Annotated in this window: 19 protein-coding genes and 1 pseudogene; 17 read left to right on the top strand and 3 right to left on the bottom strand. The window is 53.4% G+C overall.

What is annotated here, in order from left to right:
- From VGC33_RS00655 to VGC33_RS00595, 13 genes and pseudogenes are all read left to right on the top strand, one after another.
- Positions 1-651: aldehyde dehydrogenase family protein (locus VGC33_RS00655; protein WP_331117965.1), on the top strand; the 651-nt coding region annotated here is incomplete at its 5' end.
- 65 nt (positions 652-716) lie between these two features.
- Positions 717-1,943, top strand: a complete 1,227-nt coding sequence (locus VGC33_RS00650; RefSeq protein WP_331117963.1) for an MBL fold metallo-hydrolase — start codon at positions 717-719, stop codon at positions 1,941-1,943.
- A 27-nt stretch (positions 1,944-1,970) separates the two neighbouring features.
- Entirely contained in the window at positions 1,971-2,639 is a 669-nt protein-coding gene (locus tag VGC33_RS00645) for an NmrA/HSCARG family protein (protein WP_331117961.1), read from the top strand.
- 209 nt (positions 2,640-2,848) lie between these two features.
- Entirely contained in the window at positions 2,849-3,937 is a 1,089-nt protein-coding gene (locus tag VGC33_RS00640) for a tyrosine-type recombinase/integrase (protein WP_331117959.1), read from the top strand.
- A gap of 49 nt (positions 3,938-3,986) precedes the next feature.
- Complete coding sequence (locus tag VGC33_RS00635; protein ID WP_331117957.1) at positions 3,987-4,913, top strand: type IV toxin-antitoxin system AbiEi family antitoxin domain-containing protein; 927 nt, start codon at positions 3,987-3,989, stop codon at positions 4,911-4,913.
- Entirely contained in the window at positions 4,897-5,094 is a 198-nt protein-coding gene (locus VGC33_RS00630) for a nucleotidyl transferase AbiEii/AbiGii toxin family protein (RefSeq protein ID WP_331117955.1), read from the top strand. Before VGC33_RS00635 ends, VGC33_RS00630 begins: the two co-directional genes overlap by 17 nt.
- Positions 5,091-5,837 carry a nucleotidyl transferase AbiEii/AbiGii toxin family protein gene (locus tag VGC33_RS00625; protein WP_331117953.1) on the top strand — a complete coding sequence of 249 codons (747 nt, stop codon included), beginning with the start codon at positions 5,091-5,093 and terminating at the stop codon, positions 5,835-5,837. Before VGC33_RS00630 ends, VGC33_RS00625 begins: the two co-directional genes overlap by 4 nt.
- Positions 5,838-6,045: 208 nt before the next feature.
- Positions 6,046-6,309 (top strand): hypothetical protein, encoded by a 264-nt coding sequence (locus tag VGC33_RS00620; RefSeq protein ID WP_331117951.1) that lies wholly within the window; start codon positions 6,046-6,048, stop codon positions 6,307-6,309.
- Positions 6,306-6,500, top strand: a pseudogene (locus VGC33_RS00615) (cell filamentation protein Fic); the annotation flags it as partial. The gene VGC33_RS00620 and the pseudogene VGC33_RS00615, both read left to right, overlap by 4 nt.
- A gap of 77 nt (positions 6,501-6,577) precedes the next feature.
- Positions 6,578-7,402 carry an isocitrate lyase/PEP mutase family protein gene (locus VGC33_RS00610; protein ID WP_331117949.1) on the top strand — a complete coding sequence of 275 codons (825 nt, stop codon included), beginning with the start codon at positions 6,578-6,580 and terminating at the stop codon, positions 7,400-7,402.
- Between the two features lie 383 nt (positions 7,403-7,785).
- Positions 7,786-8,085 (top strand): type II toxin-antitoxin system RelB/DinJ family antitoxin, encoded by a 300-nt coding sequence (locus VGC33_RS00605; protein ID WP_331117947.1) that lies wholly within the window; start codon positions 7,786-7,788, stop codon positions 8,083-8,085.
- Entirely contained in the window at positions 8,072-8,290 is a 219-nt protein-coding gene (locus tag VGC33_RS00600; protein ID WP_331117945.1) for a type II toxin-antitoxin system RelE/ParE family toxin, read from the top strand. The genes VGC33_RS00605 and VGC33_RS00600 overlap by 14 nt, the downstream gene beginning before the upstream one ends.
- A gap of 425 nt (positions 8,291-8,715) precedes the next feature.
- A complete protein-coding gene (locus tag VGC33_RS00595; protein ID WP_331117943.1) occupies positions 8,716-9,045 on the top strand; it encodes a hypothetical protein in 330 nt (109 codons plus the stop codon).
- A 122-nt stretch (positions 9,046-9,167) separates the two neighbouring features.
- Here the strand turns inward: VGC33_RS00595 and VGC33_RS00590 are convergent, their stop codons facing one another.
- The 3 genes from VGC33_RS00590 to VGC33_RS00580 all read right to left on the bottom strand — a co-directional run bounded on the left by VGC33_RS00590 (position 9,168) and on the right by VGC33_RS00580 (position 11,296).
- A complete protein-coding gene (locus VGC33_RS00590; protein ID WP_331117941.1) occupies positions 9,168-9,470 on the bottom strand; it encodes a putative quinol monooxygenase in 303 nt (100 codons plus the stop codon).
- A 114-nt stretch (positions 9,471-9,584) separates the two neighbouring features.
- Positions 9,585-10,298, bottom strand: a complete 714-nt coding sequence (locus tag VGC33_RS00585; RefSeq protein ID WP_331117939.1) for an SDR family oxidoreductase — start codon at positions 10,296-10,298, stop codon at positions 9,585-9,587.
- 119 nt (positions 10,299-10,417) lie between these two features.
- Complete coding sequence (locus tag VGC33_RS00580; protein WP_331117937.1) at positions 10,418-11,296, bottom strand: NmrA family NAD(P)-binding protein; 879 nt, start codon at positions 11,294-11,296, stop codon at positions 10,418-10,420.
- A 253-nt stretch (positions 11,297-11,549) separates the two neighbouring features.
- Here VGC33_RS00580 and VGC33_RS00575 point away from each other — a divergent pair, with 253 nt between their 5' ends.
- The 4 genes from VGC33_RS00575 to VGC33_RS00560 all read left to right on the top strand — a co-directional run bounded on the left by VGC33_RS00575 (position 11,550) and on the right by VGC33_RS00560 (position 16,093).
- A complete protein-coding gene (locus VGC33_RS00575; protein ID WP_331117935.1) occupies positions 11,550-11,975 on the top strand; it encodes a MarR family winged helix-turn-helix transcriptional regulator in 426 nt (141 codons plus the stop codon).
- 746 nt (positions 11,976-12,721) lie between these two features.
- Positions 12,722-13,429: a FadR/GntR family transcriptional regulator gene (locus VGC33_RS00570; protein ID WP_331117933.1), complete on the top strand. Its 708-nt coding sequence runs from the start codon at positions 12,722-12,724 to the stop codon at positions 13,427-13,429.
- 627 nt (positions 13,430-14,056) lie between these two features.
- Positions 14,057-15,034: an NAD(P)-dependent oxidoreductase gene (locus tag VGC33_RS00565; RefSeq protein WP_331117931.1), complete on the top strand. Its 978-nt coding sequence runs from the start codon at positions 14,057-14,059 to the stop codon at positions 15,032-15,034.
- A 33-nt stretch (positions 15,035-15,067) separates the two neighbouring features.
- Positions 15,068-16,093: a hypothetical protein gene (locus VGC33_RS00560; protein WP_331117929.1), complete on the top strand. Its 1,026-nt coding sequence runs from the start codon at positions 15,068-15,070 to the stop codon at positions 16,091-16,093.
- The last annotated feature ends 31 nt before the right edge of the window (positions 16,094-16,124 follow it).

The following is a 16,124-nucleotide window of genomic DNA, read 5'->3' as shown; positions in this document are numbered from 1 at the left end:
GTTGACGCCGCCGCCGCCTTTGCGCTTTCTGCCGCTTTTATGAATAACGGCCAGGCGTGCATCTCGGGAACACGCCTGCTGGTCCCCGAGCATAAACTCGAAGAGATGAAAACCGCCCTGCTGAAGGCCAGCTCACTGTGGACAGTGGGCGACCCCGCAGACGATAATTCGGCTTTGGGGCCCCTGGCTAACGCCCGGCAGTTCGATCGCGTGCAGGGTTATATCCGGCGTGGCATTGAGGAAGGCGCCACGCTGCTGGTGGGAGGCGAAGGGCATCCGCCGGGGCTTACTGCAGGCTATTTTACCAGGCCGACCATATTCGTTGATGTTCGCAATGACATGACGATCGCCCGCGAGGAGATCTTCGGCCCGGTGCTTGCCGTGATGACCTACAAGACCGAGGATGAGGCGGTCGAGATAGCCAATGATTCGGTTTATGGGCTACAGGGATGGGTCAGCACCGGCGATCCGGCGCGAGGCAAGGCCATCGCCGAGCGAATCGAGGCCGGCGCAGTGATGGTCAATCGCATCTACGATCTGCTTGACGAGGCCGGGGTGCCTGCCGGCGGGTTCAAACAATCGGGCATCGGCCGGGAGTTTGGCATCTATGGCCTGCATGAGTACCTGGGCACGCAGGCGGTGTTCTCATGAATGGGAGCGCGCCGAAAAGCCTCTGGCGCCGGAATCATCCGCGCAGACTGGGCTGGAGAAAACTATTGGCGATCGTTCTGTTTGTGCCGGTAGCCACGGTCTCCTATGGCGTCTATCAGTTGCTGATAAACCCGGCTTTGGGCGGTAAGCCCGCAGATGAACGCCTGGCGCGTATGCAGCAATCACCGCAGTGGCGCGATGGTCAATTTGTGAACCCGCAGCCGCAGTGGTCTGACTTGCGCAGCGCCTGGCTGCGCTTTCTGTTCGGCAAAGCGAATCCCCACGGCGAGCCCGAGGCGCCGATCCCCGTGGTGCATAACGATGCCGGTATGTTGGCGACCCCGCCGGCTTCCGGGCTGCGCGTGACGTGGTTCGGCCACTCTTCTGCGTTAATCGAGATCGATGGCGGTAGGGTACTTATTGATCCGCTATGGAGCGAACGGCCTTCCCCGCTGTCGTGGATCGGGCCGAAGCGCTGGTATCCGCCGCCGGTGGCGCTGGAATCATTGCGGGACATCGTCGATGTGGTGGTTATTTCCCACGAACACTTCGACCATCTGGACTATGCCACCATTCATGCCATGCGCACCTGGCGCACGCAATTCGTCGTCCCGCTCGGCGTGGGGGCTCTTCTATTGCGCTGGGGCATTCCCGAGGCGCGCATCCGCGAGCTGGACTGGTGGGAGTCAGTTCGTATTGACGGGCTGGACGTCGTCGCTACGCCTGCCCGGCATTCATCGGGGCGCCTTTCTTTCGGGCCCCGGCCCTTATGGGCGGGTTTTGCCCTGATCGGCGACCGCCATCGTGTTTGGTATTCAGGCGATACCGGCTTTCATACCACATTCACCGATATCGGCGAGCGACTGGGACCATTCGATCTCACCCTTATTGATGCCGGGCAGTACGACGCGAATTGGCCGGATGCACACCAGGGGCCAGAACTGGCTGTGGAAGCACACAAGTGCGTACGAGGCCGGGCCATGCTGCCAATACACTGGGCATTGATCAAGCAGGCGAATCATACCTGGACCGAGCCCGTCGAGCGGGTACTGGCCGCCGCCCGCAGACATAGGATTACTGTGCTGACACCCCGGCCAGGAGAAAGCATCGAACCCGCTAATGTCGTGCCGGGCGTGCGCTGGTGGCCCGAACTTCCGTGGCGGACCGCGGATGAAACGCCAATTTACGGCACTGAGGCGGGATTGGTATCAAACCGCATACAGCCCGACGCCTGCGGCGATCTACCCGATCGACAATCGGTCGCAGCGCCAGGTGAGGATCGCTACGAATAGGCATAACCGCGATTAAGGAGCGACAACATGGCGATGAACCAGCCAGATAACAATGCGCGTATTATCGTGGTCATTGGCGCGACAGGGCAACAGGGCGGCGCCGTGGCCCGCGCGCTTGCGGCCACCGGACGCTGGCGCGTGCGCGCCGTCGTGCGCAATCCGGCATCATCCGTCGCCCTGTGCCTGCGCGACCATGGCATTGAGGTTATCCACGGCAATATGGACCGGCCTGAATCGCTGTCCGCAGCCCTGGCTGGCGCCTACGGCGTTTATGCGATGCAACCCTCGGTTCGTGGCACGGAGATTGAAATCCGGCAAGGCGCTGCCATCATCGATGCGGCATGCTTCGCTGATATCCGACACTTTATCTACGCGTCGGTGGGCGGGGCGGATCGGCAATCCGGCGTGCCCCATTTCGAAAGTAAATGGGTGATCGAGCAGAATCTGGTTCGGAGCGGATTACCGGCGACGGTTATTCGTCCGGCGTTCTTTATGGAGAACTTCGTCAGGTTACCCCTACGTATTGTACTTATGGCATTGCCACGGCGTTATATGCCACGGCACAAGCCTCTCCAGATGATCGCCATTGATGATATCGGGAATGATCCGAGGTTGTTCAGGGACTATCCCCAGCTATCGAAAAATCGGCGTAACAATCTGATTTTTAATAAAATGAGTTACGGTGTTTATCGGTAGCTATCGCCGGCCAGCAACACCGGCTGGCGGTAGAATTGACGGTAAGTTCCAAAGCGCGGATTAAGACCCTGCCGTGGATGATTGATTCTTTTTCGGTCATGACGGTAAAAATTCCCTCCCAAAGCTAGACGTATAGCTGCTTTCGAGGCATCTTCAGACTTCCTGACCCCTGACGGTAAAAACCGCCATTGAACAGGAGTTAAATCACGATGCTTACCGACACCGCATTACGCAATCTTAAGCCTAAAGCCAGGCCGCACAAGGTTTCCGACCGGGACGGCATGTATGTGACGGTATCGCCTGCCGGTACCGTCACCTTCCGCTACGATTACCGTCTTAACGGACGCCGCGAAACCCTCATCATCGGCCATTACGGTCCCGCCGGTATTTCCCTTGCTTTAGCCCGTGAAAAGCTGCTCGACGCCAAGCGCGCCATCAGCGAAGGACGTTCACCGGGCCATAAAAAACAGCGCGAGAAACGCCGGCTTACGGCCGCTAAACATTTTGACGACATGGCCGCCCGCTGGCTGGTAGATGCGCGCATGGCCGATAGCACCCGTTCCATGCGCAAAAGCATCATGGAACGCGATATCTTATCGGTCTTCGGCAACCGGCTACTCACCGAAATCAGCCCAGATGATTTGCGCGCCCTGTGCAACAAGGTGAAAGCCCGTGGCGCCCCGGCCACGGCGGTGCATATCCGCGATATCGTTAAACAGGTCTATGTCTTCGCCATTCTACATGGCGAAAAGGTCGAAAAACCGGCCGACAAAGTCAAGGCCGCGTCGATCGCCACTTTTGTGCCGAAAGAAAGAGCGCTGTCGCCAACCGAGATCCGGCTGGCGTTCCATCAGCTCGAATCCATTGCTTCTTATCCAACCATCCGACTGGCGCTGCATACCTGTGCCTCCGGCTCAAGGTTTGTACTGCCGTCACGCTATGACGGCCATCGCAGCATCTCGCACGCCACGCTGAACCGGGTAACGGTGCTGGTGGTGCAGCGCGCGCAGGCTAACGGATTGCCGCTGGAGCCGTTCACTGTCCACGATCTGCGCCGTACCGGCTCCACGCTGCTTAATGAGGTGGGGTTTAACCGGGACTGGATTGAAAAATGCCTGGCGCATGAAGAAGGGCGATCCTCGCGCTCGATCTACAACAAGGCCGAGTATGCGGAGCAGCGGCGCCATATGCTGCAAGAGTGGTCAAATATGGTCGAAGCCTGGATTGACGGACGGAACTATGTACCCACGCTAGCGCCGGAGAATGTCACGGTGCCGGTATTAAGGGCGGTTCTGTGAGTGCTGTCCCCTTAATTCAGACATCCGACATACCGCCGGCTGCCTGCTGATGGTTTATTATTTCTTTAAAAAGATCACTATGGATGAGCTATTTTTCTGTTTTTTAAACCAAGAGGTATTGGATAAGGTTTATAGAAAGTGTATTTTGAACACTATGAGTGAACAAAATAATGGAAAATTAAACCAACTACTCACCGATCTGCATGATACCACTCTGGTATCCAGCCATTGGTTGCAGGTGCATGGCTATTCCAGGAGCCTCATAGTTCGCTATGTGACCAGCGGCTGGCTGGTGTCACCGGCGCGTGGGGTCTATCTGCGCAAGGGCGGGCGCCTGCAATGGGAGGGGGTGGTCCACAGCCTTCAAAGCGGTGAAGCACTGCCGCTGCATGTCGGCGGGCGCTTTGCGCTTGTCATACAAGGGCATGAGCACTATCTGCGCCTGGGCGAAGCCGGCACGGTCACGCTGTACGGTCCAGCACGGCCGCCTGGCTGGGTAGGCAAACTTCCATTAAAGGAGCGCTTTGAGTGTCAGGGTGAGGGACCGTTTAATTTTCCTGCGTTATGCTTCGCGCCCGATATATCAGAAAAAGCGCTGCTTGATCACTCTCTGGCGTGGCACGAGGCCAGTCAGGGTGCAGGCGCCATAGTTTGCTCCACGCCGGAGCGGGCTATGCTGGAGTTATGCGACGGCGTATCGGACCCCGCCCTGGTTTATGAAGCCGATGCTTTGATGCAGGCCATGACCACGCTACGGCCGCAACGGGTCGGCATGCTGCTACGCCATTGCCACAGCATCAAGGCCAAGCGTCTGTTTCTGGCCCTGGCCGATCGCCATCGGCATGCATGGCTACCGCATGTTCCGCTCGATGATGTGGATTTGGGGCGGGGCAAACGCGCGCTGGTGTCCGGCGGACGCCTGCATCCAATCTATCAAATCACGCTGCCACGAGACCTGGATGAACACTTGGGATAAACGCTACACCGATCGGGTGAAATTGCTGGTGGAAATACTGCCGGTGCTGGCGCAGGAGCCCCGTTTTGCTTTGAAAGGTGGTACGGCGATCAATTTATTCGAGCATGATCTTCCGCGACTATCGGTGGAATTGATCTGGCCTGGCTGCCGGTGCATGACTTTGCCGAGGATGCTGCCTTGATCGCGGCGGCGCTGGAGCGATTGGCCGATGTGCTTCGCGAACGTCCGTTGCAACTGCAGGTGCAGTCATCGAGGGGCGAGGGGAAGGGATATGTCACGCGGCTGGTGGCCAGTCGCGGACGCGCGCGGGTTCAGATCGAGACCACGCCGGTAATGCGCGGCACGGTGCATCCTGTGCGTAGCATGGTGGTCAGGCCGAAGGTTGAAGAGGCATTCGGCTTTGCCTCCGTCCAGGTATTGGATTTCGCCGATCTCTATGCCGGCAAGCTCGCTGCCGCATTATCGCGGCAGCATCCGCGCGATCTGTTCGACGTCGGACTTTTATTGGATGACGTGCGGGCGAACGATGCGCTATGGCGCACCTTTCTCGTGTATATGACTTGTAGCCCCAAGCCTGCTTGGGAAATGCTGGCGCCTGGTGTGCCGCTCAATTTTGCGGCAACGTTTGATGTGCATTTTAAGGGAATGACGGCCGGACCGGTAAGTGCGGAACAGTTGCTGGAAAGTCGTGAGCGCCTGCTGACAAGAGTAGCGGGATGGATGGACGAGCCATCGCGCGCGTTTCTTATATCCGTGGAGGATGAAAAACCCGACTTCGGGCTCATTGGGTTTCCTTATGCGAGTGCATTGCCAGGCGTGCGGCGCAAGCTGCATAACCTGGCTGAGCGTTCCTCGGCCAAGCGTCAGGCGGATCGCCGCGAATTGGAACAGGCGCTGGAGCGGATCGCGGGGCACGTTGGATGAACTTCAGGGCTACAGATCGTCAGCGTTGTATAGCGATGGCTGGCATTTGTATCGCCTGACGTGGCCAGAACGCCATATCGCCTCGCCTGGCTTGAGACTTGAATTTGAACGCTTCTATTAATTAATGATCGCAACATAGTAGAAGCGCTAGGTGGAGCCAACAAGCCAGCATCTTGCTATACTTTGGACGTAAATAGGGGGTTTTTCGATGACTAACACAACCGCTATAAGTGTTGCAATTCAAGTCCGCAGGCTTGCTAAATCCCACAAAGTCACCGCTGAACGTGACGGCATGAGCCATATGGCCGTGGCTATTACCCGTATGGCTGGCGACGTCGTCGAGTTGGATAACGTCGAGCAATTACTCGTCAATCTTAAAAGAAAAGGCGTGCTAAGCAAGTCTGAGATCCTGACCCTCCAAGGGGGGTACCTTCAGGAGAAAAGGGATTCCAAGAAAAAAATCAGTGTCTGAATTTCGATCCCTTTGGCGATTTCGACACAGCTGGATATCTTCAAAATTCACTACAGCTTAAAGATCCCGTCGGAGTAAAGGAGTCAGAGCATCTTTCGTTCGAATTAAGTATCGAAGAGGCTCTTGTGTACTTGGCTAAAAGGAGGCCTATTGAATACCAGACCCTACTTAAAGTTCACGAGATCCTTTTTTAGTTTGATAATCAACGGATGGCTCCGAATGATTTTCAGCCATTTAAAACAATATAATACCACTCAAGGGGGCATTTATGGGAGATAAGGGCAAGGCTTTTCGGCTCCTTCATGAAATGCCAGATACTTTTATTATTCCTAATCCCTGGGACATTGGGACGGCCAGAATACTTGAAAGTATGGGATTCAAGGCACTTGCTACGACCAGTGCTGGTCTCGCATTCTCCTTAGGTGTACCTGAAGGGAGGGTTTCGTGGAAGCAGACTATCGATCATTGTCAGACTATGGTTGAATCAACATCTCTGCCTGTGTCAGCGGATCTTGAAAAAGGAATCGGTGATGATCCAGACAGTGCGGCGGAAACCATAAAAATTGCGATCAGTATTGGTCTGGCAGGTTGCTCCCTCGAAGATCATACCGGTCTGCCCGATGCCCCTGTCTATGATTTAAGCCTCGCAGTCGATCGTATTGAAGCGGCAGTAAAAGCACGGGATGCACTGGATCATGATTTTGTGATCACCGCTCGCGCTGAGAATTTTATGTGGGGACGTTCTGATCTGGATGATACGATCCTGAGATTACAAGCGTTTGAAAAGGCAGGAGCAGATGTACTTTATGCTCCTGGCCTTCACGATCTTTCAATGATTAAGACCGTTTGTGAATCAGTGACAAGGCCAGTTAACGTTGTTATGGGATTGCCGGGTGGGACGTTCAGTGTTGTGCAACTGGCCGAAGCGGGAGTGAAACGTATCAGCGTTGGTGCATCAATGGCTAGACTGGCTTATGGTTCTTTTGTTCAGGCAGCCCGGGAGATATGCGCTGAGGGTACTTTCAGTTATTCAAAGAACGCTATTGGTTTCTCCGAACTGGAGGCATTTTTTAAAAAGTCAGATAGTGCTTAGCCTTCTAAGCTCAGGTTTTGCATTTCTGCCTACCGTGTGCAATTCGTCGCGCGGCTTCCTCAAGTCCTGGTCATCGGTCGATACCCTGGCGTAACCGATCCGCAGCTGGCCGCTTTCCAGGTCGAGCGTGCAGGGGCCGTGTTTGTCTCTCATGACGTCCCCATCGTGTTGCAAATATCGTCGCATATTATAAGGAATTTGCGATTGACTTTTTGCAACGTCTGAACGCCAGGAAAAACCGACGGCGAGGTGCTGCCGCAAAACGTAGAATTTTTGCGACAGACCAAGACAAATTCAGCGCGACCGGGGCGGAGTAGGTGGCTCTTGACTGTATCTCTAATGAGATACGCAGTGAAGGCTAGTCTGGCACTAGGAGAATTACGATGGCTGCTCAAACATCCATGCTGCACATCCGTGTAGACGACAAACTGAAGGCCGATGCGACCGAAAAACTCGCCAACGTTGGGCTGTCCGTCTCTGATGCCGTGCGGATATTCCTAACCCGCGTTACCAAGGAAGGCGGATTGCCGGCGGGCCTGACCGTCGACCCGGAAGCCCATGACAAATGGTTCCGAGCCAAGGTGCATGAGGCTCTGGCCGATGATCGGCCGGGTGTATCACATCAGCAGGTAATGGACGAGGCGCAAGCCCTGATCGATAGGAAGCGCCATGCCCGGGCTTGAATGGTCGCAGCCGGCCGAAGCCGATCTATTGGCGATTGTCGATTACATCTCGGACGACAATCCCGCCGCCGCACAATGGCTAAAAGACGATATCGAGGCCAAAGCCGCGAAGCTGCCGGAGCATCCGAGGCTCTACCGGCCTGGCCGGATTGAGGGTACTCGGGAAATGGTCGTCCGGGCAAACTACATTGTTGTGTACATGTAAGACCCTTTTACCGTGCGCATCCTGTGCTACTGCACGCAGCGCAGCAATGGCCGCCAGTTCAGGAGTAAGAGGCAGGACTATCGAGATCCGTCACGGCGGTGGCAATGTTTATGCCGATCTTGAATTTCCTAACGCCGAAGCAATGCGTGCCAAGGCGCAGCTTGTCGCGCAGCTCGGACAGGTTATTTAGTAGCGGATTTAGTTAGTTGGCTCACCCGAGCCCGCAGCGGGAAACTAATTACAGATAATTGAAGCCGCTTCCAATGCGTCGGGCAAATATTTTGTTGACGCATCTTTTCTTAGGGAGCGGTGGTTTTCTAAATATGGCCCGCAACGCGCACTGAGGCATTAGTTAAACTGGAAAGGGTACTCAGTAGCAGGTTAGGTGTATTAGTCGCGACTGAATCTAACGGCTGAAAATGTAATTGATCACTAAAAGACAGGAGTGTCCACGGTTCAATTTCTGGCGGGAAATCCTGCCGGCGCAGGAGCCCCGATTTGCCTTGAAAGGTGGCACGGCGATCAATTTATTCGAGCACTGCCTGCCTGCTTGGGAAATGCTGGCGCCTGGTGTGCCGCTCAATTTTGCGGCAACGTTTGATGTGCATTTTAAGGGAATGACGGCCGGGCCGGTAAGTGCGGAACAGTTGCTGGAAAGCCGCAAGCGTCTGCTGACAAGAGTAGCGGGATGGATGAGCCGCAGGGCTCCAGATCGTCAGCGTTGTATAGCGATGGCTGGCATTTGTATCGCCTGACGTGGCCCGAACGCCATATCGCCTCGCCTGGCTTGAGACGTACGTTTGAGCGATTCTATTCATTCATGCTGCGATCCGCTCCCGGGTGAAACAGGCTATCCGATTCAAAATACACCGCAAATTTACCCGTTCCGCAAGTTCAATTTCTGGATCACCGGTTCAGATAACAATTTTCCCTCCAGCAAGCGGAAAAATGCCTGTGTATACGGCTGAGTCATATGTTCCTGATGAGCGGCTTCACTAGTGAAATATTCGAAAAAGCAAAGATGATTGGGATCAGCTGCCTGCGTCGTTTGATATAAAGCCATGCACCCCGCTTCTTTAAGCGTCAGCTTTAACGTGGCGGCGGCAGCTTCAGCTATCTCTCCGAGAAATTCGGGTTTGGCTCTTGCCTGCACTAACAGGATAAATGGAATGTCATTCATGGTTGTATTTCCGATTGTCATGGTGAATTACAGGGCAAACCCAGACCTGCCGTCATTGAATATTATTCAAGACAGCAAGTCTGCTTTCACTTATTGCCGCTTGTAGAGGCGGCCCTAGTCAGGGAGCGGAGGATTGAAATAGATGGCGTCTTCAAGTGATAACGTTGACTTGATATGACGGGTTCCCTCATCCGCCAGTACCTCATATTTCCCGGCTTCCAAACCCGCGTAGACCTCATGCACCACATCTTCCGGAGAGGATTTGGGAACGTTAAAGTCCTTCACCAGATCTGTATCGACAAAGCCGACATGTAGCGCCAAAACATGAGTATTCTGAGCTTTCAGTTCCAAACGCAGGGCATTGGTCAGACTCCAGGCTGCCGATTTAGATGCCGCATAAGCTGCCAGCATCGGTATGCTTAGCCAGGTCACATCGGAAAGCACATTAATCATTGCACTTTGGTCACTGGCGGCGAGAACGGGGGCAAAAGCCTGGGCTGTCCGGACAATGCCGTAATAATTGGTGTCCATCAGGTGCTTTGATAACCCGATCATATCCGGGGCCAGCGCACCCTTGCTCAAGCTGCCGATACCGGCATTATTAACCAGTATCGTTGTGTCCTGGCATTCTTTAGCGGCTGCAATCACTGAAACTTCGTCGGTGACATCAATTTTTATCGGGATAATCCCCGGAACATTAAACCCCGCCGGATTTCGGACACCAGCATAGACCTTCGATGCCCCTTGCGCTAATGCGAGCCTGGCGAAAGCCAATCCAAGTCCGCGGCTTGCCCCGGTAACAAAAACAACCGATCCTGCAATTTTCATCTGATAATCCTGCCATTATTTAAACGATAAAGCATCCAACCCAGAGAACCTCAGGACATCCTGAAATTCCTGGAAACGTTAGGCTGACAAAAAACGCGTTAATGAAGCGGCGTGGCCTTTTAGAAAAAATGTTCTTTGTGCTCTTTAGCAAACTCACTCACGGACATCGGTGGTTTTCCGGTTATTTTCTCGATGATGTCGTTAGTGCCGGAGAAAAGACCATCACGATAATCCTGTGCCACCGCACACAAATGCTGGATCAAATGTTCCTGCGCCCCGTTGGCTGCAAGTTTCGTTCGGAACTCATCAATTTCAATAGGGCGATAAATAACTTGGCGCGCCATCACATCACTCAAAATTTCCGCAATGTCGAAATAGTTCATCTCAACGGGCCCGAACAGGGGATACGTCTTACCGGCATGTGCGCTATGATTTACAAGGAGTTCGGAAATTAACCGGGCCTGATCATAAGCCGCGACAGGGGCATGTTTTACCGAGCCAAACGGATATTCGATCAGTCCGTTAGTCCGGATTTGCACCAGATTACTAAACGTTGGATAGGTCAGCCATTCCGCAAAAAACGTCGGGCGCAGATGAGTGACAGGGATACCTGACCGGTCGAAAATACGTTCCCCCGTCCAGTGATCGAGCGCGGTATTGCTTTGGGAATACTGTCGCGCGGAAATCTGTGACATGTTAACCAGCGCCTTAAGCCCGGCTTCCCTGGCGGCTTGTGCAAAATAACCGGTAGCCGCGATCAGCCCCGGTTTGATCGGATAGACAAAATAGGCCGCATGTATGCCTTCCAGCGCCTGGCGCACGCTGCGAAGATCGAGAAGATCTCCGGCAAAGATTTCAGCCCCCAAAGCGCTGAGCGCTTCCGCGCGCTCATCGTATTTATGCACCATTGCCCTGACGTCAAAACCACGTTCCCGCAGTAACTGCGTGGTGTACCGGCCGGTATCCCCCGTGGCGCCGGTGATAAGTATCTTCTGCATTTTATGACCCCTTCGGTTGACGCTTGTCTAAAGCGGGCGAACACATTTTTGTTGATTCGGTCATCTCTTTATATGTGTAATTACACACATATGGCAAGCATGATTTTTGGATGTCGAAAAAATAAAAGCGAGAATTAATTTAAAAACCATAAAAATCAGACAATAAAAACAGAATAAAATACATTATCATTATGATTGTAAAGGGCTACAATTTTCCTTATCATTTTAATGTGTAACTACACATGAGATTATTATGACTTCTACTCCTGGTACTGAAATTTGTCATTGTCTGGCCGCCCGGCGCAACGCTCGTTATCTGAGCCGGCTATACGATCGTTATCTTTCCGCCGCGCGCATCTCCGTCTCTCAATTTTCCGTTCTTGTCAGCATAAGCGAACACCCTGATATCTCGATTTCTGAACTAGCCAAATCAATGGTGATGGAGCGCACGACCTTGGTTCGCGCGCTTAAGCCGTTACAGGCGGAAGGGTTTATCGACAGCCGGGCTGAAGGCCAGCGCTTTGCCCTGAGATTTACGCTATCTCCCGCGGGTAAAGCCAAGGTTTCTGAGTGTGAACCCTATTGGGCGGCAGCGCAGAATGAATATGAATCGTCGGTAGGGCGCCGGATGGCCGTATCAATACGCGAATCCTTACTGGCAAGCGTGAATGTGGAATAGCCTCTCGGGGCTGTTTGGGCGCTGTCACGCAGACTGATTTAAAGGAACCCGTCCCTTGATCAGACGGCAAGAACGGGCAAGATCTTGCCGATGCGATTGTGCGTGTGCGGGATCGCTTGTGCGCAGTTGGACCGATAACGCTTGGTTATGCGGCTTGTCACCTCTGGGAACCGGCTTTCGCAGAGCAGCCAAAGGCACGTTTAAAGGCGTGGGCAAAAGCGCTTTGGGAGGTATGGTCGACCTTGACCACAACGTAACACGGGTTGATTAACGCGACCGGCGAGCTTATGCTCAGTGCGTGATTTTGAACGGCGCTACGTCGAACGCTACGCGGCGTACTACGGCGAGCGGGACGTCATCCTGCCGAACTCAGCGCCGCACACCGGAGCACCCGTTACAGTAAGTCGCCGAGCTTATCTTCCGGCACGTTAAGGGCATCCGCAGGCGGACCGCGCGCCGGAGCCTGATAGCCGCGCGGCGTTTATCGCCCACGGGACCCCGGGCTTGGTCGCCACCTGGCTCAACCAGCCCGCCGCGCGCCAAGCTTGAGGCCGGTCCGGCGCCGTCTACTCTGCATGGGGCGCCCCGGGGTGTTAAGACATCGCCCGACAGATTCGGCTAAACCCGCTGATACCAAACCAGCCGACGATGGCATGCACGCCATCGATGTTGTCCGGCGTCACTAGGATCAAAACGTCTGTGGTAACATTGTCGAGATAGGTAAAATGGATTATTGAGGCAAGATAATGAATAAAGAAGAAAAAACAGACTGGATAACGCCAATCCCCAAACAATCGGTTTCCAGAATGGTGTTGGAAAAGATTAAAGATGCGATGATCAGAAAAGAATTAAAGCCGGGTGATTTCCTGCCGTCCGAAAATGAATTAGTGACCAAGATGGGGGTGGGCAAATCCAGCGCGCGCGAAGCCATCAAAATGCTCGAAGCGATGGGCGTAATTGAAATTATTAAAGGCCAGGGCTGCCGGATTAAAAACACGTTCGATAGCGATGTTTTGCAATCCATGATATTCCAAATGATCCTGCAGCAGAATACCGACGAAGATCTGGTGGAGTTGCGCCTGTTATTTGAAATTTCCGCCTCAAAACTGGCTGCCGAAAATGCGACGGAAGACGATTTTCAGCTGCTGGAAAAATCCATCGAAAAAACCGAAAAAGATTACGCCCGGGGTATTCATACTCCTGATAACGACATCAATTTCCATAATCTGATTTTCAAAAGCACCCATAATCCCTATCTGATGCTTATCGGCGCCACCATCATGGAACTGTTCAGAGGATCGCTCACCGTCGTTAACGTGACGCAGTGCGAAGCCATTCTCGAGCAGCACCGCATGACGTTGAAAGCCCTGCGGGATAAAGACATGAAAGCCATTGAAAACGCGGTCAGAAGCACCGTGGATAAGTGGAAAGAACACTCGCTGGAACACCATTAATCACCCGCGTGCGAAGTGTCAGCGCCAGCCTGCGGCTGGCGCGCGTTTTCTTTGTGCCCCGCGTTACAATCGCATCACGGTTTTTCACCGTATTTGACCGTTGAGCGGACAAACCGCAATGGTGTTTCGTTTGGTTCCCCTCTTTTTTTTAGCCGTTGGGCGCGACTGATTTTTCCCGCCTTTTCTTCACGCCAGCCCAGAAAACACACGGCTTCGGAGCCGATTCCGCGCTTCGCTCACACAAATTTAACAACGTTATTCCCCTCACAAAATCTCGAAAAGGCTGTTGACTTAATCCCCTGCTAAGCAGCAAATAGGACATAGGTCATCAGATGACTCACCACCTAAAATCAAGCCAAGACCATCTGACCGATCTGATCTTGAAAAAGTTAAAAGAAAGCCATTTATATTCCGTGGCCTAAAACAGATGGCGCCGCCCGCTATCAACGAGTGAACGGATAGGGACATCGCTGGCTTTTTGTATTTGGATGGAAAGTCAGACGGGTAATTTATGCGCAGCGTCCACATGTTGCGAGGTATGACAATAATTCCTGGCGGGATGATGATCATCCCCTTATTCCTGGGACGTCTGGTTAAGACCCCATTTTATCGGTTGAGTAAAATATTATGAAAAAGATTTTGTTAACCCGGAATATCCCGCACGAAGCAATTGCGGACGTTGAAAAAAATTACCTGATCACCATGCCCGATAGCCAGAAAGATATTTATACCAAAGACGAGCTGATTGCGCTGTTGCCGGAGCACGACGCGCTGCTGAGCATCAACGAATATCCGATCCCGGAAGACATGATTGCCGCATCCAGCCGGTTAAAGGCGATCGGCAACGGCGGCGCCGGATATAACCATATTGATATCAACGCGGCCACCGAGCGCGGTATCGCGGTTATCAATACGCCGTTTTCCGTGGTGGATCCGACCGCCGAATTTACCATCGGCCTGATGTTGTCCATCACTCGCGGCATCGTGATGTACAACAATGAGCTGAAAGCCACCCGTCAATGCCGCAAGGATATGTTCTTTGAGCGGGATATGGTGCTGGAAGGTAAAACCCTCGGCATTATCGGCATGGGCAATATCGGCAAAAAACTGTCCGAAAAAGCGCGTGTATTCGGCATGAAGATTCGCTATTTCGATATGTTTCGCCTGTCGCCCGAGCTGGAGGCCGCCTACCACGCGGAGTATATCCCGCTGGAAGATCTGCTCAGACACAGCGACGTCGTCGCCATCCACGCGCCTTATCTCAAAGAGACCCATCATCTGATCAATGACGAAAACATTAAACTGATGAAACCCACCGCGTATCTGATTAACGCGGCGCGCGGTCCCATTGTGGAAGAACGCGCGCTCCTCGATGCGCTGAAAAATAAAACCATTCGCGGCGCGGCGCTCGACGTCTTTGAATTTGAACCCGCCATCAGCGAAGAGATGGCCGCCATCGACAATATTGTCATTACGCCGCACGCGGGCACCAATTTAAAAGAGGTGCGCGTCACGATGCTGAAAGAAGCGCTTACCGGTATGACTGCCGTTTTAGAAGGCAAACGCCCGACTAATCTGGTCAATCGTTCCGTCTTTGAGAACTAAATAAAACGAGTTCCTTTAAACCAGGGAGAAACCATGCATTACAAGAAACATGTTATCGGAAAACTGGATACCTGCTATGCCGTATCCAGTACAACCATCGGCGGCCATAAAAAGCTGATTTTTGCGACCGAATCGCGGGGGGGTTGTTATCTGTACGATACGGCGGATAAAACCACCCAGACTATTTGGGAAGAGCCGGGGGGCACGTTGTCCATTGCGGAAATCCCCGGCGCGAACGGAGATTTTCTGGCGGTACAGAATTTCTTCCCAATATTCCAGGCCGCTGAGTCCACTATCATCTGGGCGCACGCGCGGGAAGACGGCACCTTCCAGGTGATGCCGTTTCTTGATATGCCCTATGCCCACCGCTTTGGCATCATCCGGATACAGGAGAAAAACTTCATTATTATCGCCACGCTTTGTTCCTCGAAGCAGGCCATTGATGACTGGTCCGATCCCGGCGAGGTGCTGGTTGGGGAATTACCGGATTCCCCGGACGGCTTGCTGAAACTGCAGGTGCTGATGGACGGCTTGACCCGCAACCACGGTTTCTGGCAGGGCACGCTCGACGGGGAGAAAACTGTGCTGATCTGCAGCGATGAAGGCGTATTTGGCATTTATCCGCCGGAAACCGCCGACGGCCAGTGGCGCGTGCGGCCGCTGCTCAACAATCCGACCGGCGATGTCGCCGTGGTGGATATTGACGGCGACGGCGTGGATGAGCTGCTGACCATTGAAGCTTTTCACGGCGATCAGGCCAAAATCTATAAAAAGCAGGGCGCCCGCTATGAAGCTATCTGGGAATATCCGGGCGAAATTGCGCTTGGCCATGTAGCGTGGGGCGGAAAATTAAAAGGCGAGCCGTTATTTCTTTGCGGTTATCGCGAAGGAAGAAAAGAACTATTCGAAATTCGCTATCGCAACGGCGAATTTAAAACACAGCTTATCGACAGTGGCCAGGGCCCGAGTAGTGTTTATGTCCTGCAAGATAATAATCAGGAAATCATTCTTGCGGCTAATCGTGAGAATAATGAAGCGGTTATTTATAGCCTGTCGTAATTTCTCTTACCCTACATGAATATAATAAAGG

Source organism: Acerihabitans sp. (assembly GCF_036398755.1).
GTDB lineage: Bacteria > Pseudomonadota > Gammaproteobacteria > Enterobacterales > Enterobacteriaceae > Acerihabitans.
Note: the sequence above shows the minus strand (reverse complement) of the source record. Positions and strands in the feature narration are given on the sequence as shown.